Raw genomic sequence first — 20,143 nt, 5'->3', positions numbered from 1 at the left:
CACCGGCTCCCGTGCCCGCGCCGCGCGCACTCCGCCGCGGGGTAGCGGAACGAGAGCCCGGCAGGGCTCGCACAGCACCAAACCGCCAGTTCCGAGGAGCTGTACATCATGAGCGCCGACACGACGCCACCACAGCCGGCCGACAAGAGCGGCCTGCGCCGCAGGTTCCGGACCTGGCGGGGTGAGCGCCCGTTCTGGGCCGGTCTGTGGACCATGCTCGCCGGTGTGCCGATCATGTACATCCCGTACCAGACCCTGAAGTTCGGCGAGCTCAGCATCCGGCTGTCCACCACGGCGGGCGCCGGGTCACTGATCATCGGGATCCTGCTCATCGTCCTCGGGCTGACCATGTGGTTCCAGCGGCACTCCCGGGTCTTCTCGGGGATCGCGGCCATCCTGCTCGGGATCGTCTCGCTCGTCGTCTCCAACTTCGGCGCGTTCCTGCTCGGGATCATCCCGGCGATGCTGGGCGGCGCGCTCGCCGTCTCCTGGGCCCCGGCGCAGCCGCTGCCGGAGGCCACGGATGCCTCGGAGGAGGAGCCGCCGGACCTCCCGATCCCGTCCGGTCCGTCGCTGGTGAAGGAATGAACAGGAGCCACCGTGGCGACTGACGACGACGCGCGCGACCGCGACTGCCCGAGAGCCGGTCCGCGCCACGCCGCGCCCAGGAAACCCCTGCTGGCGCGCCTGCACATGCCCGCGGGGAAGGCCGTCGCACTGGCGGCCATGCCCACGGCGGTGCTCATGGGCATGGGCTTCACGCCCCAGCTGGCCACGGCCAAGCCGGGGGCGCCCAGTCCGTTCGGCGACGCCTTCTGCGTGACCACGCCGGACGGGACGCCCACGCCCGACGTACCGACGCCCGGTTCACCCACGGCGGGTTCGCCCACGACCACGCCGAGCCCGGGCACGAGCGCGGGCGGGGACGCCGACGAGGACGCCGGCAAGGAGAAGGACAAGGGCAAGGGCAAGAAGAAGGACAAGGACGAGGACGGGGACAAGGACAAGGCGACGAAGGCCCCCGACGGCGAGGGGAAGGACGGCCCGGACGCGCACGGGAAGCGGAAGCCCGCTCCCACCCCCACCGCCGACCCGACGCCGGACCCGGCCGTACCGGGCGAGGGCAAGCTGCCGGTGCCGCCCGTACCGGACCTGCCCTCGAAGCTTCCGACGCCGACGCCCGGTTCGACGACGTCCCCCACCCCGGCCCCGACGACCACCCCGTCACCGGGCGCAACAGGCACCACCCCGACCCCTCCCGCCACTTCGGCGACGCCCAAGCCCGGGAAGACCCCGGACGGCGCTGGGAAGAAGACGGAGGAGGCGGCGGGCAAGAAGGCGACGCGTCCGACCACCGACCCCTCCGCCGACCCGAAGGACGGCACCCCGGACCCCGCCTCCACGCCGACGCCCACCACGACCCCCGGCTCGTCACCGTCGAGCACCCCTTCGCCCGGCACGTCGGCCGCGAAGACGCCGCGCCCCTGCCCGCTCACCAAACGGCAGGCGGACAACGGGCAGGCCGCCTTCGCCGACAACCCCTGGTACCTGGAGGCGAACAGGCTCACCCTGACCGGCCTCACCTACGAGGGGGTCAAGGAGATCGTCACGGCGGGCGGGCAGAAGAAGTCCGTCCTCAAGTTCACCGCCGACAAGCTGGCGATCGACGACCTGCACGCCCTGGTCAACGACCGGAAGCGGATCTACCACCAGTCGGGCCCGGGCAAGACCTCCACCGTCAACGGCGGCCGGGTCACCATGTACACCGAGCAGCTGAAGGGCAAGCTCCTCGGCAGCACCCTCCCGATCTTCGCCGCCGACTACACCGCCGAACACCCGCCCCCGCTCATCCCGGGCCTCAAGCTCCCCATCCCGATCTTCTTCACCGACGTGAAGATCCGCCAGGCGGGCCAGTTCGGCGGCACCCTCACCATCCCGAACATGCGCGTCTACGTCACGGACGGGGTGTACCCGTAGCGGCGTCGCGCCCGAAACGGCTGTGGCCGCCGGCCCCCCGGGAGGGGGCGGCGGCCACAGCCGTTTCGGGCGCGAGGGTCAGTTCTCGCGGCCCAGGTGGTGGACGCGGACCATGTTGGTCGTGCCCGGGACGCCGGGCGGGGAGCCGGCGGTGATGATCATGGTGTCGCCCTCGTTGTAGCGCTTGAGCTTGAGGAGCTCGGCGTCGACGAGGTCGACCATGGCGTCGGTGTTGTCGACGTGCGGGACGACGTACGTCTCGACGCCCCAGCTCAGGGCGAGCTGGTTACGGGTGGCCGCGTCCGTGGTGAAGGCCAGGATCGGCTGGGCCGCGCGGTAGCGGGACAGGCGGCGGGCGGTGTCGCCGGACTTGGTGAAGGCGACGAGGGCCTTGCCGCCCAGGAAGTCGGCGATCTCGGCAGCCGCGCGGGCCACCGAACCGCCCTGGGTGCGCGGCTTCTTGCCCGGGACGAGCGGCTGGAGGCCCTTGGAGAGGAGCTCCTGCTCGGCCGCCTCGACGATGCGGGACATCGTCTTGACGGTCTCGATCGGGTAGGCGCCGACCGAGGACTCGGCCGACAGCATGACCGCGTCCGCGCCGTCCAGGATGGCGTTGGCGACGTCGGACGCCTCGGCGCGGGTCGGACGGGAGTTGGTGATCATCGACTCCATCATCTGGGTCGCGACGATCACCGGCTTGGCGTTGCGGCGGCACATCTCGATGAGGCGCTTCTGCACCATTGGGACGCGCTCCAGCGGGTACTCCACCGCGAGGTCGCCACGGGCCACCATCACACCGTCGAAGGCCATGACGACCTCCTGCATGTTCTCGACGGCCTGCGGCTTCTCGACCTTGGCGATCACCGGGACGCGACGGCCGACCTCGTCCATGACCTGGTGCACGTCCAGGACGTCCTTGGCGTCGCGGACGAAGGACAGGGCGACCATGTCGCAGCCCATCGCGAGCGCGAACTTCAGGTCCTCGATGTCCTTCTCGGACAGCGCCGGGACGTTGACGGCCGCGCCGGGCAGGTTGATGCCCTTGTGGTCGGAGATGACACCGCCCTCGATGACGATCGTCTTGACCCGCGGGCCGTCGACCTCCGTCACGCGCAGCTCGACGTTGCCGTCGTTGATCAGGATCTGGTCGCCCTTGGCGACGTCGCCCGGCAGGCCCTTGTAGGTGGTGCCGCAGATCGTCCTGTCGCCGGCGACGTCCTCCGTCGTGATGACGAACTCGTCACCGCGCACCAGCTCCACCGGGCCGTCCGCGAAGGTCTCCAGGCGGATCTTCGGGCCCTGGAGGTCGGCCAGGACGCCGACCGCGCGGCCGGTCTCCTCGGCGGCCTTGCGGAGGCGGTGGTACCGCTCCTCGTGCTCCGAGTGGCTGCCGTGGCTCATGTTGAAGCGGGCCACGTTCATACCGGCCTCGATCAGCGTCTTCAGCTGCTCGAAGGAGTCGACGGCGGGGCCCAGGGTGCAGACGATTTTGGAACGGCGCATGGGGCAGATCCTATCGGTTTGTTTCGGAGCGGAATATTCGAGCTGTGGGAAGGAACAGGGGCGAGCCGGGGGCGGAACCCCCGGCTCCGCGGGGATCAGGCGCTGACCAGGGCGTATGCCTGGGTGGCGATCTCCAGCTCCTCGTCGGTCGGGACGACCGCGACGGCGACCCGCGCGTAGTCAGGGGAGATCAGCCGCGCCGAGTCCCCGCGCTGCGCGTTGAGCTCCGCGTCCACGGCCAGGCCCAGCTCCTCCAGACCGGCCACGGCGGCCTCCCGCACGGGCGCCGCGTTCTCGCCCACACCCGCCGTGAAGGCGATCGCGTCGACCTTGCCCAGCACCGCGTAGTAGGCGCCGATGTACTTCTTCAGCCGGTGCACGTAGATGTCGAACGCGAGCCGCGCCGCCTCGTCGCCCTCGTCGATCCGCCGGCGGATCTCGCGCATGTCGTTGTCGCCGCACAGTCCGATCAGACCGCTCTTCTTGTTGAGGAGCGAGTCGATCTCGTCGACGGACATCCCGGCGTTGCGGGCCAGGTGGAAGATGACCGCCGGGTCGACGTCACCGGAACGGGTGCCCATGACCAGGCCCTCCAGCGGCGTCAGGCCCATGGAGGTGTCCACGCAGCGGCCCCCCTGGACGGCGGACGCCGAGGCGCCGTTGCCCAGGTGCAGGACGATCACGTTGACCTCGGACGGGTCCTTGCCCAGCAGCTTCGCCGTCTCCCGCGAGACGTACGCGTGCGAGGTGCCGTGGAAGCCGTAGCGGCGCACCCGGTGCGCGTCCGCCGTGGCCACGTCGATCGCGTAGCGCGCGGCGTGCTCCGGCATCGTCGTGTGGAACGCCGTGTCGAACACCGCGACCTGCGGCAGGTCCGGGCGGAGCGCCTGGGCGGTGCGGATGCCGGTGATGTTGGCCGGGTTGTGCAGCGGGGCGACCGGGATCAGCCGTTCGATCTCCGCCAGCACCTCGTCGGTGATCAGCGTCGGCTCGGTGAACTGGTTGCCGCCGTGCACCACGCGGTGGCCGATCGCGGCCAGCTCGGGGGAGTCCAGGCCGAGCCCGTCCGCCGCCAGCTCGGCGGCGACGGCCTGGAGCGCGGCGGTGTGGTCGGCGATCCGCTCGGTGATCTCGCGCTTGGTGCCGCCGGTCGCCAGCGGGGTGTGGGCCAGCCGCGAGGAGTCCTCGCCGATGCGCTCGACGAGCCCGACGGCGAGCCGGGAGCCGTCGGCCATGTCCAGGAGCTGGTACTTCAGCGAGGACGAGCCGGAGTTGAGGACGAGGACGCGGGTCGCGCGGGAGGTGGCCTGGGCGTTGGCAGTCATGGGGCTTTCCGTGGTGGGGGGAACGGCGGAGGGCGGGGCGGGGATCACGGCTCGACGCGGTCGCCGCGCTGGTCGCCCTGGGCCTGGATGGCCGTGATGGCGACGGTGTTGACGATGTCCTGGACGAGGGCACCGCGGGACAGGTCGTTGACCGGCTTGCGCAGACCCTGCAGCACCGGGCCGACCGCGACCGCGTGGGCCGAGCGCTGCACGGCCTTGTAGGTGTTGTTGCCCGTGTTCAGGTCGGGGAAGACGAGGACGGTCGCCTTGCCGGCCACCTCGGAGCCCGGCAGCTTGGTGGCCGCGACGGCGGCGTCCACGGCCGCGTCGTACTGGATCGGGCCCTCGACCAGCAGGTCGGGACGGCGCTCGCGGACGAGCTCGGTCGCCCGGCGCACCTTGTCCACGTCCGCGCCGGAGCCGGAGGTGCCGGTGGAGTACGACAGCATGGCGATCCGCGGCTCCACGCCGAACTGGGTCGCGGTCGCGGCGGACTGGATGGCGATGTCCGCGAGCTGCTCGGCGTTCGGGTCCGGGTTGACGGCGCAGTCGCCGTAGACGAGGACCCGGTCGGCCAGGCACATGAAGAAGACCGACGAGACGATCTGCGCGCCCGGCGCGGTCTTGATGATCTCGAAGGCGGGCCGGATGGTGGCGGCGGTGGAGTGCACCGCGCCGGAGACCATGCCGTCGGCCAGCCCCTCCTGCACCATCAGCGTGCCGAAGTACGACACGTCGGCGACGACGTCGTGGGCCAGCTCCACCGTCATGCCCTTGTGGGCGCGGGCCGCCGCGTAGATCTCGGCGAAGCGCTCGCGCAGCGGCGACTTCTGCGGGTCGATGAGCTGCGCCTCGCCCAGGTCGATGCCCAGCTCGGCGGCGCGCTTGCGGATGACGTCCTCCTCACCCAGCAGGGTGAGGTCGCAGACGTCGCGGCGCAGCAGCACGTCGGCGGCGCGCAGCACGCGCTCCTCGGTGCCCTCGGGGAGGACGACGCGGCGGCGGGCGGAGCGGGAGCGCTCGATCAGCTCGTGCTCGAACATCATCGGGGTGACGCGGCCGGAGCGGGCGACGGCGATGCGCTCGGTGAGCTCGGCGGTGTTGACGTGCCGCTCGAACAGGCCAAGGGCGGTCTCCGCCTTGCGCGGCGACGAGCCGTCCAGCTTGCCCTCGACGGCGAACAGCTCGGCCGCCGTCGGGAAGGAGCCGCCGGGCACGGAGATCACCGGGGTGCCGGGGGCGAGCCGGCCGGCCAGCGCCAGGATGTCCGGACCCGGCCGCTCGTCCAGGGTGAGGAGCACGCCGGCTATCGAGGGGGCGCCGGCGCTGTGCGCGGCGAGGGCGCCGACGATCAGGTCGACGCGGTCGCCGGGGGTGACCACCAGGCAGCCGTCGGTCAGGGCCGGGAGGAAGACGGGCAGCATGGCGCCGCCGAAGACGAAGTCCTTGGCGTCCCGGTTGAGCCCGGCGTCGTCGCCGAGCAGCACCTCGGCCCCCAGCTTGCGGACGATCTGCGCCACGGTCGGCGCGGAGAGCGAGGCGTCCTCGGGGAGCGCGTAGCAGGGCACCGGCAGGCTCGCCGACAGGCCCTCGGCGATGGCCTCGCGGTCGGCCGGGGCCACCCGGTTGACGACGAGGGCGACGACGTCGCAGCCCAGCGCCTCGTAGGCGCGGCAGGCGTTGCGCGCCTCGGCGCGGACGGCCTCGGCGGTCTGGCCGCCGCCGCCCACGACGGTGATCACCGAGGCGCCGAACTCGTTGGCCAGCCGGGCGTTGAGCGCCAGCTCGTCCGGCAGGTTGCTGCCGATGAAGTCGGTGCCGAGGACGAGGACGTTCTCGTACTCCCGGGAGACGGCGTGGAAGCGCTCGACGAGCCGGGAGACCAGTTCGTCCGTGCCCTTCTCGGCCTGGAGGGCGGCGGCCTCGGCGTAGCTGAGGCCGTACACGCTTTCGGGTGACTGTTCCAGCCGGTAGCGGGTGCGCAGGAGGTCGAAGAGACGGTCCGGCCCGTCGCCGTGCACCAGCGGGCGGAACACCCCCACCCGGTCCACCTGGCGGGTGAGGAGCTCCATGACTCCCAGCTCGATGACCTGGCGTCCGTCGCCGCGGTCGGTCCCGGTCACGTACACGCTGCGCGTCACGCGTGCTCTCCTTGCTCCATGGCCGTGTGCTGTTCGAGTGGCGTTTGTTCGGCTTGTGAAATTACCCGTTAGGGTGGTCTTGCCCTCTTGACAATACCTGCGACCCTGGATAAGGCGCTCGTCAGGCGGAAGGCGAGGGGCTCGGCGGAAGATCGTCAGTGTGTTGGTTAATGTGCGTTGACGGCCGCCCGTACGAGCGCGGCGGGTCCGGCGGGCCCGTGGAACAATCGGGTCCGGCTCACAGGTCCCACTAGCGACCACCAGAACCAGCAGGAGACACAGCACGATGCGCATCGGAGTCCTCACCGCGGGCGGCGACTGCCCCGGCCTGAACGCCGTCATCCGCTCGGTGGTGCACCGTGCCATCACGGAGCACGGTGACGAGGTCATCGGCTTCGAGGACGGCTTCAAGGGCCTGCTCGACGGCCGGTTCCGCAAGCTCGACCTCGACGCCGTGAGCGGCATCCTGGCCCGCGGCGGCACCATCCTGGGCTCGGCCCGGCTGGAGCGCGCCCGGCTGCGCGAGGCGTGCGAGAACGCCAAGGACTTCTCCCGTGAGCACGGCATCGACGTGCTCATTCCCATCGGCGGCGAAGGCACTCTCACCGCGGCCCGGATGCTGTCGGACGCCGGTCTCCCGGTCGTCGGCGTCCCCAAGACGATCGACAACGACATCTCCTCCACCGACCGCACCTTCGGTTTCGACACGGCCGTCGGCGTCGCCACCGAGGCCATCGACCGGCTGAAGACCACCGCCGAGTCCCACCAGCGCGTGATGGTCGTCGAGGTCATGGGCCGGCACGCCGGCTGGATCGCCCTGGAGTCCGGCATGGCCGGCGGCGCCCACGGCATCTGCCTCCCCGAGCGGGCCTTCGACCCCGCCGACCTGGTGAAGATGGTGGAGGAGCGGTTCGCCCGCGGCAAGAAGTTCGCCGTCATCTGCGTCGCCGAGGGCGCGCACCCGGCCGACGGGACGATGGACTACAAGAAGGGCGCCATAGACCAGTTCGGCCACGAGCGGTTCGCCGGCATCGGCACCAAGCTCGCCGGCGAGCTGGAGCGCCGCCTCGGCAAGGAGGCCCGCCCGGTCATCCTCGGCCACGTCCAGCGCGGCGGCACCCCGACGGCGTACGACCGCGTCCTCGCCACCCGCTTCGGCTGGCACGCGGTCGAGGCCGCGCACCGCGGCGACTTCGGCAAGATGACGGCGCTGCGCGGTACCGACATCACGATGGTGCCGCTGGCGGACGCGATCACCGAGCTGAAGCGGGTGCCGGAGGACCGGATGGACGAGGCGGAGTCGGTTTTCTGACCGGCTGAGGGTTCGCGGGCGGACGGCTCGTCCGGACGGCTCCGGTTCGCGGCTTTCCGCCTCCCCCGTACGGGGGTTGGCGGGTACGGCACTTGACTCGGTGGCGTTTACGGTGTGCCGCGGGGGCGCTAGAGTGCTGGTGGCCCTGGGGAGTCTTCGGAATCCTCGGGGCTGGGGACGCCCCATGGCTTCGCCCGGGCTGATCGCCTGAGCGAGGTGCCCCCCTTCAACGGTGTAACCACAACCAAAAAGAGGCCCTCGCCCCTGGGCGGCCACCCGGGACGAGAGCCGACACCGCCCTCAACGGACGGCATCCTGACCGTCAGTCCTCAGTTCCTCGGAGGACTGGCGGTCACCGAGGCGGCGCTCACCGCGTCGTCGCGGCACAACCAAAAAGAGGCCCTCGCCCCGGCGGTCTCCGGGGCGAGAGCCAGCACCGCCCTCAACGGACGGCATCCTGACCGTCAGTCCTCAGTAGCTGGGAGGACTGGCGGTCACCGTTCGTTGAGCCACCTCCAGAACTCCCGGATCACTGCCGCGATCCGCTCGTGCAGAGGCTTCTTGCGGTGACGCCCCATGGCGCCCCCCTTCGACGGTTGCGGCCAGAGGACCGGTGACCGCTCCGGAGGGGGCCCGGGTTCGGACTCCCCGCCCGTGGAAGCCCGTGAAGGACCTCCCGGACGAGGACCCCGACGTGCGTGGGTCCCTCGTGAAGGGGGGCGCTTATGCAGCGCTGGTCCGTACGCTATCGCAACGGCCGCGCGCGGAACGCCCGTTGCGGGGGAGTGTGAAAGCGGCGTGCGGCGCCCGGAGTTCACCGGGCGCCGCACGCCGCTTCTTCGCAACCTCCCCTGCGCGAGCGCTACTTCTCGATCTTCATCAGCTCGACGATGCTCGTCAGGTCGTCCGCGCCGTACCCCTCCGCCGTCCGCCGCACCATCAGCTCCTGGAGCGCCGTGTGGAAGACCGGGCGCACCCCCTGCTCCTCGGAGGCGGCGAGGAGGTTGCCGTAACCGGCGGTCTGCATCGCGAGGTTGGAGACGACGTGCTGGGAGTGGTCGCCCGACGCGATCTGCTCGGCGAAGCGCGGGATGCTCGTCGCCATCGCCTCCAGCCAGGCGGTGAGCAGCGGCGTGAACTCATCCGCCGGGACGCCGGCCGCGGACGTCATCGCCAGGGCCTGCATCACGCCCATGAACTGGCCGTACATCCCGGACAGCAGCGCGATGTCGTACAGCGCCGCCAGCCCCGGGTCGGTGCCGACGAAGCGGGCCGCGCCGAGCCGTTCCAGGACCGGGAGGTACGCGTCGAACGCCTCCCGGGCGCCGCTGTAGACGAGGAACGCCTGCTCCGTGCCGATGCCCGGCGGGATGGCCATGATGCCGCCGTCGACGTAGGTGATGCCGTGCTCGTCCGCCCAGGCGGCCATCCGCCGCGCCTGCCCGGGTGTGCCGTTGGTGAGGTTGACGAGCGTCCGGCCCTTCAGGGCGGCGGCCGCCGGCTTCAGCGTCTCCTCCACGGACGCGTAGTCCCAGATGCAGGCGATCACCAGCTCGCTCGCGCTCACCGCCGCGACGACGTCGTCGGCGCGGACGGCGCCGAGGGCGACGAGCGGGTCGGCCTTCTCCGGGGTGCGGTTCCAGACGGTGGTCGGGTGGCCGTTGGTGAGGAAGGCGGTGGCCAGTGCTTTGCCCATGGCGCCGAGGCCGAGGAGGGTGACGGGGGTGTTGCTCATGGCGGGTCTGCTCCTGAAGGGGCGAGGTGGGAAGGGTTCTCGGCTGCGCGCGCCCCTTCACCCTCGTCCAGGCGGCGGTCCCGCTCAAGTACGCACAATAGGGTGGGTACTTACCCGGAGGTGGGGGCCTGCCCGCGGCGGACCCCCACCTCCGGGGCCGGGTCACTGCGCCCCGATCGCCTCCAGGGTGTCCAGCCGTGCCGCCCGCCGCGCCGGCCACGCCGCCGCTAGGACGCCGACCGCCAGCGCCAGCAGCAGGAACACCCCGATCCGCTCCCACGGCACGACCATCTCGTACTGCGGGAACGAGGTCCGCAGCAGATGCCCGCCCGACCAGGCGAGGAAGAGCCCCAGCCCCACGCCGAGCACCGCGCCGAACATCGCGATCATCACGGACTCCAGCCGCACCATCTGCCGGACGCCCGAGCGGGCCAGCCCGATCGCCCGGAGCATCCCGATCTCCCGGGTGCGCTCGAAGACCGACATGGCGAGGGTGTTGACCACGCCGATCACCGCGATCACGACGGCCACGCCCAGCAGTCCGTACATCAGGTACAGGACGTCGTCGATGTCACCGGCGGCGGAACGGCGCAGGTCGTCGCGGCTCTCGACCTTGACGGCCGGGTTGCCGCCCAGGGCCTCCCGGATCCGCGCGCGCAGCCCGTCGGCCTTCCCGGGCGCGGCCTTGACCAGCACCTCCTGGTCCCGTACCCGGTCCAGGTGCGGATCGACGAAGGAGGGCGCGGCGAGGACGTCGCTCAGTACGTCGTTCTTCGAGTGGACGGCGACGACGCGGGCCGTGGCGCGCTTCCCGTCGTAGAACGTCATGGGCAGCGACGAGCCGACCGTCAGATGCCGTTTGCGGGCGTAATCCTCGCTGACGGCCACGTGGGTACCGCGCACGTCGGACAGGGAGCCCTTGAGGACCTTCAGGTCGGTGACCTTCCCGACCGCCGCCACGTCCGTGCCCCGGATGCCCGCCGGATCGCCCGCGGAGTCGAAACCGGTGACGCGGAGCGGGACCGCCGCGTCGACGTCCGGCAGCTTGGCCAGCGTCCGCGCGGTGGCGGGGTCCAGGCCCCGGCCGCCCGCGGTGTTCACCTTGTAGTCGGCCGTCAGGTCCTGGTCGCCCATCCGGTCGACGCCCCGGTCGGCGGAGACCGCCGTCACGGTCAGGCCGGTGATCAGCGTCAGGCCGATCATCAGCGCGGAGGCGGTGGCGGCCGTGCGCCGCGGGTTGCGCAGCGCGTTCCGGCGGGCGAGCCGGCCGCTCACCCCGGAGACGCGCTCCGCGAGCCGCCCGAAGAGGTGGACGACCGGCCGGGACAGCAGCGGGGCCAGCACGATGACGCCGGTGAGCGTGAGCACCGAACCCGCCATGGGGACGGTGAGGTCACGGGCGTTCTTGAGGGTGCTGACGTACAGCATGGTCGCGACGCCCGCGCCGGTGAGGACGGCGCCGATGGTGTTGCGTACGACGAGGCTCCGGGTGCCGGCCGGCGCGTCCACGGCGGCGAGCGCCTCCACCGGGGCGATGCGCGCCGCCTTCCGGGACGGCAGCCAGGCGGACAGGACGGTCACCAGGAAGCCGACGCCGAGGGCGGACAGCGCGGATGTGGGTGTGACGACCAGCGGCCCGTCCGGGAGTTCCGCGCCGTTGGCGCCGAGCAGCGACCGCATGCCGACCGCGACTCCGAGGCCCAGGAGGAAACCGGCCGCCGACGCGATCAGACCGAGCAGCCCGGCCTCGATCAGCACCGAGCGCACGACCTGGCGGCGCGACGCTCCCACCGCCCGCAACAGGGCGATCTCGCGGGTGCGCTGGGCGATGAGCATGGTGAAGGTGTTGGCGACGATGAAGATGCCCACGAAGAGCGAGACCGCGGCGAAGACCAGGAAGGTCTTGCGGATCGTGCCGGTCTGCTCGTCGATGGCCTTGGACTGCTCGGCCGCCAGCTCGGTGCCGCTCCTGGCCCGCGCGCCGTCGGGCAGGACGGTACGGACGCGGGCGGTCAGCGCGTTCTCGTCGGTGCGGGGGGCGGCGGTGACGACCAGCTCGTCGAACCGGCCCTTGGTGCCGATGAGCTTCTGCGCGGTCGCCGTGTCGAACAGGGCCAGGCTGCCGCCGGCGCCGACCCGGGGGTCGTCCGTCCTCACCGTGCCGACGAGCTTCTTGGTCATCACCGGCCCGTCCACGGCCAGCCGTACCGTGCCGCCGATTCGCGCGCCGGTCTTCTCCGCCGTTCTCGTGTCGAGCGCGACCTCGCCGGCGGCGGCCGGGCCGCGGCCCTCGACGAGCGGGTAGCGGCGGTCCTTGCCGTCCGCGCCGGGCACGTAGTTGGCGCCGGTGCTGCCCCACTCGCTGCCCGCGGACTCGTTGTGGCGGTCGGCGACGATGACCGTGCCGGTGACGGAGGGGCGTACGGAGGCGACGCCGGGCAGCGCGCGGATGCGGTCGGCCGTCCGGGCGTCGAGGCCGCCGGCGTCGCCCGGGCCGCCGCCCGTCGAGGTCACGGAGACGGCGACGTCGTCGAGGCTGCGGGACGTCCGGTCGCGGTACGCCTTGTTCACGGAGTCGCTGAAGACGAGCGTGCCGGAGACGAAGGCGGTGCCGAGGAGGACCGCGAGGGCGGTCATCAGGAGGCGGGTCCGGTGCGCCAGGAGGTTGCGCAGAGCGGTACGGAACACGTGGAGTCCTGAATTCTGGTGGTCTGGTCGGGGGCGGCGGGTCGTCGGCTGCCCGCGGGAGGGGCGGGCGCCGGGCGGTCAGCTCGTGCGGCCGTGCGCCTCGAACGCCTTCATCCGGTCCAGCACCGCCGACGCGGTCGGGCGCGGCATCTCGTCCACGATCCGCCCGTCCGCGAGGAACAGCACCCGGTCCGCGTACGCGGCCGCCACCGGGTCGTGGGTGACCATGACCACCGTCTGGTCCAGGGCGCGCACCGACTCCCCGAGGAAGCCGAGGAGTTCGGCGCCGGCGCGGGAGTCCAGGTTGCCGGTCGGCTCGTCGGCGAAGACGATCTCGGGGCGGGAGGTGAGCGCGCGGGCGACGGCGACGCGCTGCTGCTGCCCGCCGGAGAGCTGGTTCGGCCGGTGGGCGAGCCGTCCCGACAGCCCGAGAGCGCCGACGATCTCCTGGAGCCACTCGGGGTCGGTCCGCCGGCCCGCGATGTCCATCGGCAGGGTGATGTTCTCCAGCGCGGTCAGGGTCGGCAGCAGGTTGAACGCCTGGAAGACGAAGCCCACCTTGTCCCGGCGCAGCCGGGTCAGCTGCCGGTCGCCGAGCTCGGACAGCTCGGTGTCGCCGATCCGGACGGAACCGGAGGAGACGGTGTCCAGGCCGGCCATGCAGTGCATCAGCGTCGACTTGCCCGAACCCGACGGGCCCATGATCGCGGTGAACTCGCCGCGGCGGAACGCGACGTCGACCGCGTCCAGGGCGGTCACCCGGGTCTCCCCGGCGCCGTACACCTTGCTCAGGCCGGTGGCGCGGGCCACGACGGCGCCGGTGCGGGGGGTGGTCGGGACGGCCGTGGGGGACAAGGGGGCTCCTCGGGACGGGTCGGGGCTGCCGATTCCGCGGGACGGGAAAGAGGGGGGTGGGAAGGGGGAGCGGGAATCGGAAGGGACTCGTCCAGTCTCTGTGCCGGAGGTCCGCCGGGCGTCAGCCGCGAGACCGGAAAGCGGTGTCGCACTTTCGGGAGGGGCGGAGGCGGCGCGTAGTCCCTGAGGGGGACGGCGGTCATCCTGGGGGTGCATGGGGGGCTGGTGTCGCGGTCAGCCCTTCACCGCCCCGCCCAGCGCGAACCCGCCGCCGAGCCGCCGGGCGACCAGGGCGTACAGCAGGACGACGGGCGTCGAGTAGAGGACCGAGAACGCGGCGAGCTGCCCGTAGGCCACCTGCCCGTGGTTGCCGAAGAAGGTGAAGACGGTGACCGACGCGGGCAGCCGGTCCGGCGACAGCAGGAGCAGGAACGGGACGAAGAAGTTGCCCCACATCAGCGCGAAGCAGTAGACGGCCACGACGGCCGTGCCCGGCCCCATGAGCGGCAGGACGATCCGCACCAGCGCCGTGAACCGGCCCGCGCCGTCCGTCCACGCCGCCTCCTCCAGCGACGTCGGCACGTCGTCCATGAAGTTCTTCATCAGCCATACGGCGAACGGCAGTTGGGCGGCGGCCAGGAAGAGGATCGTGCCGGACATGGTGTCGATGAGGTTGATCCGGACGAACAGCCCGTAGACCGGCACCATGATCGCGGTGATCGGGAGGCAGGTCATGAACAGGATCGTCAGCAGGTAGGAGTGGCCGAAGCGGGAGCGGAAGCGGGACAGCGGGTACGCGGCGAGGGCCGCGCAGGCCACCGTGAGAGCGGTGGCGGCGCCGCACAGCAGCAGGCTGTTGAACATCGGGGTGAAGGTGATCTCGTCCGTCAGCACGGCCGAGAAGTTGTCCGCCGAGGGCGCGTCCGGGGCCCGTACGCTCAGCCCGGCCTCGGGGTCCACGGACGCCAGGGCCAGCCACAGCAGCGGTACGGCGAAGGCGGCGGCGACGGCGAGCAGCGCGGCGTCGGCGGCCAGGCGGCGCCGGGCGCGGCGGGTGAGCGGTGGGCGCAGGGCGGGAAGCGGGCGCATGGACGACCTCCGGGCGCGCGTGCTCGGAGGATAGCGGGCGGGCGGCGGGGCGGACAGGGCGCGCGGAGGGCGTGCGCCCGGCGCGAGGGAGCGGGCCCGGTCGCCCCGGGCCCGCTCCGCATCCGTTCCTCCGGTCGCCTCAGGTCTGCGGCGGTGTCGCGTAGACGCGCGACGCGAACGCGTGGACCTGGTCCTCGGGGAGGTTGCGGGCGACGTCCGCCTCGCTGATCATGCCGACCAGCCTCTTGTTCTCGATCACCGGCAGCCGGCGGACGTGGTGGCTGCCCATCTCCTCCACCACCTCTTCGACGCTGGCGTTCGCGTCGACCCAGCGCGGTGTGCCCTGCACCAGGTCGGCGGCGGTGCACCGGGACGCGTCGTGGCCCTCGGCCACGCACTTCACCACGATGTCCCGGTCGGTGATGATGCCGCACAGGCGCTCGTTCTCGTCGCTGACGGGGAGCGCGCCGACGTGCAGGTCGCGCATCCGCCGGGCGGCGTCGAGCAGCGTCTCCGTCTTGGGGATCCACTGCGCGCCCTCGTGCATGATGTCCTTGGCGGTGGTCATGGTGGTACCTCCTGACTGCGCCTTCGTGGTCTCCCCCTCGCGCGTGCCCCGTCCGGGCGCCGTGACGCGTGCCGCGGGGCATGCCGGGCCGTCCGGCCCCCGTCCGTCCCCTCCTCCCATGCTCGCGCGGTCGCCGTCGTGCCGCACGCGGGGCGGCCCGCGCCGTGCCGGGCGGGGGCGGGAGGCCGGTGCGAGACTGGGAACGGGGCAGAAGACGGGAAACAGACGGAAAACGCCGCGCGAGTGGTACGCGGAGAGACGGGGTGCACGGCCATGCTCACCACTGATTTCGTCACCGGTTCGCCCAGCTGGCTCGACCTGGGGAGCCCGGACACCGGAGCGTCCGCCGAGTTCTACGGGACGGTCTTCGGCTGGGAGTTCCAGTCGGCCGGGCCCGAGGCGGGCGGCTACGGCTTCTTCCGCCGGGACGGCGCCACCGTCGCGGCCGTCGGCCCCCTCACCGAGGAGGGCGCCTCCCCTGCCTGGACCGTCTACTTCCGGACGCCGGACGCCGACGCCACCGCCAAGTCCGTCGAGCAGGGCGGCGGGACGGTCCGCGTCGAGCCCTTCGACGTGATGGACGCCGGGCGGATGGCCTGTTTCACCGACCCGGGCGGCGCGGAGTTCGCCGTCTGGCAGCCCGCGCGCGTCGGCGGCCTGGACCGCGCCTCCGACGAGAACGCGCTGTGCTGGACCGAACTGCACGTCGCCGATCCGACCGCGGCGTACGCCTTCTACCGCGGCGTCTTCGGGTGGCGGGTCGCGGACATGGAGGTCCCGGGGATGGTCTACAAGGTGCTCTCCACGGCGGAGGGTGACCAGCAGACCGCCTCGTTCGGCGGAGTGGCTCCCCTCCAGGAGGGCGACCGGCCGCGCTGGATCCCCTACTTCGCCGTCGTCGACCCGGACGCGGTCGTCGCGGCGGCGGAGAGCGGCGGCGGCTCGCCGCTGATGCCGGCCGCCGACGTGGCCGGAGTCGGCCGCATCGCCTGGCTCGCCGACCCCTTCGGCGCCCCCTTCGCCGTCATCCGCCCGGACCAGCCGGCGGCGGCCGCCTGACGGGCGGTCTTCCGCGCCCGTCCTCGGTGCCCGTCTCGGCGGCTCTCGACGCCTTTTGGCGGTTTCCGGCGGCTCTCGACGCGGCGCGTCCCGACGGCTGCGGACGGGTGTTCCCGGGACGCACGTTCCCGGGACGGGCGTTCCCGCCGGGCTTCCTGGGGCCCTGGAGCTCCCGGGGCTCCTCCGGACTTCCTCCGGGCCTCCCCCGGCCTTCTCGGGCTTCCCGGCCCCGAAACGACTACGGGCCCGCGGCGGTGGGGCGCGACGGGCTCGGGCCGGACTCGTACCGGGTGGGCGGGCGTCATCTGGGCGTCCGGCTCCCGTGGTGGGCGTTCGCAAACCTGACAAGGCTTGTTTTTGCCCAGTTTTTGCGTAAAGATCAGCGGCATCCCGCTTGATCGGCGGCGTCCCCGCGGTCGGTGCCGTCCGTGTGGACCGGCGCCGGAGCGGGCCCGCGCGTGGGCGGGGGATCCGACGGTTCCCCTCCGTCGGACCGCAACCCCTCACTTGTTGCGGGGTGTCTTTTCAGCCGTTGAGCACGGGGCTAACTTCGCGATGAGCGACGGTGGCCCTGAAGGGAGAACGTAAACCCGAACGCGGTAACTGGCGCCGTATCAACTCCGCCCACTGCCGCCATTTCCCGTCGAAGGACGATCGCATGTTCCCCTCCCGTAACTGATACATCACTCGCCGTGGACGGCGAATCGGGTTCGGTCACCCCCGTAGGTCGAACCCGAGTCTGATGATGCAGGAGAGATGCGATCATTACAGCGGTCAACTTTTCCTCCGAAAAACTCTCGGACTAAAGCGTCTTCCCTTGAGGGGGGAGCCGTGGTAATGGGGGGTAGATGGACAAGGGAGCGCTTCAATGGCTGTTGCGCGAACGACGGGCGCTCATCGCCCCGGAAGAATACGGTTTGAGTAGGCCGTCCCGACAGGGACGGCGCGCTCCCGGGCTCACGCAATCGCAGATCGATCAACTGTTGCACCGCACTCACGGAACGTACAACAGGCTGGAGACGGGTAACTACCCCAATCCTCCAGAGGACTTATTGCGGGATGTCGCCCGACTTCTGGCGTTCAACGAACACGAGTGGTCGTTGCTTTGGCTCTACACGCTTCACCGGGATCCGCCGACGCCGCTCCATCCGCGTTCCGGCACCGAAGTCCGCGGGGCGTGGCAGGACGTCATCGACGGCATCTCCCATATCGCCTACATCACCGACCAGTCCTGGCGGGTGGTCACGTACAACAAGGCGTTCGCCGAGATTTTCCCGAGCGGGCGGGTGCCCACCAACACCATGCGGTGGATGCTCCTGGCGCCGGATGCCCGCGAGATCCTGATGGGCTGGGACGAGCACTGGCTCCCCATGGTGCTGCCGCAGTTGCGCGCCGCCATGGCGGCCCTGCCGCACGACGAGACGCTCGCGGAGATCGAGAAGGACGTCCTGGCGGACCCGGTCGCGGGCCCGCTCTACGAGGCGGGTGGCGGATCGTACATCCACCCGGACGGTGACGAACGGCCGTTGCTGCACGCCCGGCTCGGCCCGGGCTGGGTGTCCCTGTGCACGGCCGAGCCGCTGTCGTCGCCCAGGGCCCGCCTCATGGTCATGATCTTCCGGCCAGGTGAGGAACGCCGGCACACCGGACCGGCCATCCTCCGCGCCACATGAGCCCGGACTTACCCGGCCGGGCGGCCGCCGTACGGCGGCCGCCGCCGGGCGCAACCCCCCGCACCGACCCCCCGTGGAGGATCCCTTGCCCGCCTACGTCGCGCGGCCCGCCATAGCGCTGCCCGAACACATCGTCACCACCGACGAGATCTGTGACGACATCCAGTCCCACCACGGCGGTCTGCCACGCCTGGCCGCCACCCTGCGCATCGTCCGGGCCACCGGGGTCTCCACCCGCAGGTTCGCCCGCCCCCTCCACTCGCCGACCGTCTCCGGGGACGCCCCGGTCCTGGAGCGCAACCAGGCGGCGTTCGACGACGCCTGCCGGCTCGCCGAGGAGGCCGCCCGCGGCGCCCTCGCGCACGCCGGGCTGGAACCCTCGGACATCGACTGCCTGGTCACCAGCCACAGCACGTCATGGGCGGTCCCGGGGCTCGACGTCCACCTCGTGCAGGCGCTCGGCCTGCGGCCGGACGTCCGGCGCGTCCCGATGGCGTCCCTCGCCTGCTCGGGCGGAGCCCAGGGGCTGGTCCGCGCGACCGACCTGATCGCCGCGCATCCGGGCAGCCGGTGCCTGGTGGCCGTCGCCGAGACGTTCAGCGCCATCTATCACCAGCAGGACACCTCGGTGGAAGCCATGATCTACAAGGTGCTGTTCGGAGACGGGGCCGGTGCCTGCGTGGTCACGGACGAACCGCTGTCGCCGGGGCTGCGGATCGACTCCACATGGGAGTATTTGCTCCCGCACAGCCGCGACCGCTATTGGGCGCATCTGGACGGCAGCGGCTTCCACTTCAACTCCAGCCGCAAGGCCATCGAGGCGGCGGGGGAGGCGATGCCCGCGCTCCGGAAATGGCTGGTGACCGCCGCCGAAGGGGACCGGCCCTTCCGGCCGGAGTGGATCGTCGCCCATCCCGGCGGGCCGCGCATCCTGGACAGCGTGGCCGAGGAACTGGCGCTGGAACGGGAGCGGTTGCGGCACTCGTGGGACAGCCTGGCGACCAACGGCAACCTGGGCGGGGTGGCCGTCCTCGACGTCCTCACCCGCACTTACGCGGATCCGCCGTCGGCCGGTGCCCCGGGGCTGCTGCTCGCCTTCGGCCCGGGTTTCGTCGCCACCGGCGGCGTCGGCGCCTGGCACGCGTGATCCGGTCACGGCATGGGGGCACACGGCGGGTAGTAGCCGGCGGGGTCGTGGGTGCGCGGGTCGGATTCGGGGTACTCCGGGGCGGTCCCCTCGTCCGTGCGGAAGATCATCTGGAACTGCCGTAGTCCGGGGAATCCGGACAGTTCGCTGACGCACATGGTGACGGTTCCGGGCCCCTGCTCCGGGTGGCGCCACGGGCGTATCGCCCCGTCCGGGTGCGCGTGTCCGGACGGGACGCTCCGGTACCACCTGCTCAGCAGTGGATCGGCCAGGCAGCGGTCGGTCAGCCACTGGAGGACGGGATCACCCTTGTGCCGGACCTGTGCCAGCCGGAGCTGGGGGACGGCCACCGGACCCCAGCGGTTCTCCCAGTCGAGCAGTGTGGTGGTGCGGGCGCTGTCGTCGAAGAGCATCCAGTGCATGGTGTTGTGCGGAACCCGGCGGCCGGGGAACAACGCGGCGAAACCGCGGCTGTAGGCGTGGACATTCCAGAGGCTGTCGCTGATGTAGGTGACGGCGGGGGACTCGGTGATCACCTCCCGCCAGTGGCGGGGCGTGGTGGTCCGGGAACTGTCCGCGAGGGGGAACGGAGGCTGCTCTCCCCGGGCGTATCCATAGAGAACGACCCATTCCTGTTCGCTGAGTCCGAGCGTATGGGCCACATCACGCAAATACTCGGGCGCCGGATTGTCCAGGACGCCGCGCTCCAGTTTGCCGTAGGTGCCCGGGGCGCGCAGGAGTAAGTGGTCCATGTGAGCCTGTGTCAGCCCCGGGGACTTTCTGCCCCGGGGATCCATCCGTACCAGCCCCAGCCCTTCGGGGCTGACGGCGGCCCGGCGTTCGGTGAGCATCTGGCGCAACACCTCCGCGTCCAATGAACAACTCCCTTCCTACACCGGGGACCTCCGTTTTTCGAGGTGCGATCCGCACCTGGAAAGGCCGCTCGCGCCCCGATGATAGGGCCGGAGAAGTCCGCGCACTGTCGCGGGTCGCGGAAATGGCAACAAAGCGGGTCCCGAAGGCGTCCGGGAGTGCGCTGTCCTACGGGGCCCCGGTGCGATCGTTGGTGAG

Annotated in this window: 15 protein-coding genes; 6 read left to right on the top strand and 9 right to left on the bottom strand. The window is 71.6% G+C overall.

The window, feature by feature from the left end:
• Positions 1-108 precede the first annotated feature (108 nt).
• Positions 109-588 carry a DUF6114 domain-containing protein gene (locus K7I03_RS09905; protein WP_185941121.1) on the top strand — a complete coding sequence of 160 codons (480 nt, stop codon included), beginning with the start codon at positions 109-111 and terminating at the stop codon, positions 586-588.
• A 12-nt stretch (positions 589-600) separates the two neighbouring features.
• The gene (locus tag K7I03_RS09900; protein WP_185941122.1) at positions 601-1,977 is read left to right on the top strand and encodes a hydrogenase expression protein HypF; all 1,377 of its coding nucleotides are present in this window, start codon (positions 601-603) and stop codon (positions 1,975-1,977) included.
• A 78-nt stretch (positions 1,978-2,055) separates the two neighbouring features.
• Here K7I03_RS09900 and pyk read toward each other — a convergent pair whose 3' ends face one another.
• The 3 genes from pyk to pta all read right to left on the bottom strand — a co-directional run bounded on the left by pyk (position 2,056) and on the right by pta (position 6,946).
• Positions 2,056-3,480 (bottom strand): pyruvate kinase, encoded by a 1,425-nt coding sequence (gene pyk / locus K7I03_RS09895; protein ID WP_185941123.1) that lies wholly within the window; start codon positions 3,478-3,480, stop codon positions 2,056-2,058.
• A 95-nt stretch (positions 3,481-3,575) separates the two neighbouring features.
• The gene (locus K7I03_RS09890; RefSeq protein WP_185941124.1) at positions 3,576-4,805 is read right to left on the bottom strand and encodes an acetate kinase; all 1,230 of its coding nucleotides are present in this window, start codon (positions 4,803-4,805) and stop codon (positions 3,576-3,578) included.
• 44 nt (positions 4,806-4,849) lie between these two features.
• Positions 4,850-6,946, bottom strand: a complete 2,097-nt coding sequence (gene pta / locus K7I03_RS09885) for a phosphate acetyltransferase (protein WP_185941125.1) — start codon at positions 6,944-6,946, stop codon at positions 4,850-4,852.
• Positions 6,947-7,232: 286 nt separating this feature from the next.
• Between pta and K7I03_RS09880 the strand changes: the two genes are divergently transcribed.
• Positions 7,233-8,258, top strand: a complete 1,026-nt coding sequence (locus tag K7I03_RS09880) for an ATP-dependent 6-phosphofructokinase (protein WP_004950879.1) — start codon at positions 7,233-7,235, stop codon at positions 8,256-8,258.
• 862 nt (positions 8,259-9,120) lie between these two features.
• Here the strand turns inward: K7I03_RS09880 and K7I03_RS09875 are convergent.
• From K7I03_RS09875 to K7I03_RS09855, 5 genes are all read right to left on the bottom strand, one after another.
• Positions 9,121-9,993, bottom strand: coding sequence for an NAD(P)-dependent oxidoreductase (locus tag K7I03_RS09875; RefSeq protein ID WP_185941126.1), 873 nt, complete (start codon positions 9,991-9,993; stop codon positions 9,121-9,123).
• 162 nt (positions 9,994-10,155) lie between these two features.
• The gene (locus K7I03_RS09870; protein ID WP_185941127.1) at positions 10,156-12,681 is read right to left on the bottom strand and encodes an ABC transporter permease; all 2,526 of its coding nucleotides are present in this window, start codon (positions 12,679-12,681) and stop codon (positions 10,156-10,158) included.
• Between the two features lie 78 nt (positions 12,682-12,759).
• Positions 12,760-13,536, bottom strand: coding sequence for an ABC transporter ATP-binding protein (locus tag K7I03_RS09865; protein WP_185941128.1), 777 nt, complete (start codon positions 13,534-13,536; stop codon positions 12,760-12,762).
• A gap of 234 nt (positions 13,537-13,770) precedes the next feature.
• A complete protein-coding gene (locus K7I03_RS09860) occupies positions 13,771-14,625 on the bottom strand; it encodes a carbohydrate ABC transporter permease (protein WP_185941129.1) in 855 nt (284 codons plus the stop codon).
• 139 nt (positions 14,626-14,764) lie between these two features.
• On the bottom strand, positions 14,765-15,193 hold the full coding sequence (locus tag K7I03_RS09855; protein ID WP_185941130.1) for a CBS domain-containing protein: 429 nt from the start codon (positions 15,191-15,193) through the stop codon (positions 14,765-14,767).
• 273 nt (positions 15,194-15,466) lie between these two features.
• Between K7I03_RS09855 and K7I03_RS09850 the strand changes: the two genes are divergently transcribed.
• From K7I03_RS09850 to K7I03_RS09840, 3 genes are all read left to right on the top strand, one after another.
• Positions 15,467-16,252 carry a VOC family protein gene (locus tag K7I03_RS09850; RefSeq protein WP_185941131.1) on the top strand — a complete coding sequence of 262 codons (786 nt, stop codon included), beginning with the start codon at positions 15,467-15,469 and terminating at the stop codon, positions 16,250-16,252.
• An 848-nt stretch (positions 16,253-17,100) separates the two neighbouring features.
• Entirely contained in the window at positions 17,101-17,925 is an 825-nt protein-coding gene (locus tag K7I03_RS09845; RefSeq protein WP_185941132.1) for an MmyB family transcriptional regulator, read from the top strand.
• An 85-nt stretch (positions 17,926-18,010) separates the two neighbouring features.
• Positions 18,011-19,072, top strand: coding sequence for a type III polyketide synthase (locus K7I03_RS09840; protein ID WP_185941133.1), 1,062 nt, complete (start codon positions 18,011-18,013; stop codon positions 19,070-19,072).
• 5 nt (positions 19,073-19,077) lie between these two features.
• Here K7I03_RS09840 and K7I03_RS09835 read toward each other — a convergent pair whose 3' ends face one another.
• Positions 19,078-19,824, bottom strand: coding sequence for an MmyB family transcriptional regulator (locus tag K7I03_RS09835; protein ID WP_185941134.1), 747 nt, complete (start codon positions 19,822-19,824; stop codon positions 19,078-19,080).
• Positions 19,825-20,143 lie beyond the last annotated feature (319 nt).

It is taken from the genome of Streptomyces mobaraensis (assembly GCF_020099395.1).
In the GTDB taxonomy this organism is placed as follows: Bacteria; Actinomycetota; Actinomycetes; order Streptomycetales; family Streptomycetaceae; genus Streptomyces.
The sequence above is the reverse complement of the archived record's forward strand: the minus strand, read 5'-3'. Positions and strand labels throughout refer to the sequence as shown.

What these genes read in the sequence shown, in the direction of transcription:
- K7I03_RS09905 (WP_185941121.1), top strand. Translation starts at nt 109, where the DNA reads ATGAGCGCCGACACGACGCCACCACAGCCGGCCGACAAGAGCGGCCTG.
- pyk (WP_185941123.1), bottom strand. Translation starts at nt 3,480, where the DNA reads ATGCGCCGTTCCAAAATCGTCTGCACCCTGGGCCCCGCCGTCGACTCC.
- K7I03_RS09890 (WP_185941124.1), bottom strand. Translation starts at nt 4,805, where the DNA reads ATGACTGCCAACGCCCAGGCCACCTCCCGCGCGACCCGCGTCCTCGTC.
- K7I03_RS09880 (WP_004950879.1), top strand. Translation starts at nt 7,233, where the DNA reads ATGCGCATCGGAGTCCTCACCGCGGGCGGCGACTGCCCCGGCCTGAAC.
- K7I03_RS09875 (WP_185941126.1), bottom strand. Translation starts at nt 9,993, where the DNA reads ATGAGCAACACCCCCGTCACCCTCCTCGGCCTCGGCGCCATGGGCAAA.
- K7I03_RS09860 (WP_185941129.1), bottom strand. Translation starts at nt 14,625, where the DNA reads ATGCGCCCGCTTCCCGCCCTGCGCCCACCGCTCACCCGCCGCGCCCGG.
- K7I03_RS09855 (WP_185941130.1), bottom strand. Translation starts at nt 15,193, where the DNA reads ATGACCACCGCCAAGGACATCATGCACGAGGGCGCGCAGTGGATCCCC.
- K7I03_RS09850 (WP_185941131.1), top strand. Translation starts at nt 15,467, where the DNA reads ATGCTCACCACTGATTTCGTCACCGGTTCGCCCAGCTGGCTCGACCTG.
- K7I03_RS09845 (WP_185941132.1), top strand. Translation starts at nt 17,101, where the DNA reads ATGGACAAGGGAGCGCTTCAATGGCTGTTGCGCGAACGACGGGCGCTC.
- K7I03_RS09835 (WP_185941134.1), bottom strand. Translation starts at nt 19,824, where the DNA reads ATGGACCACTTACTCCTGCGCGCCCCGGGCACCTACGGCAAACTGGAG.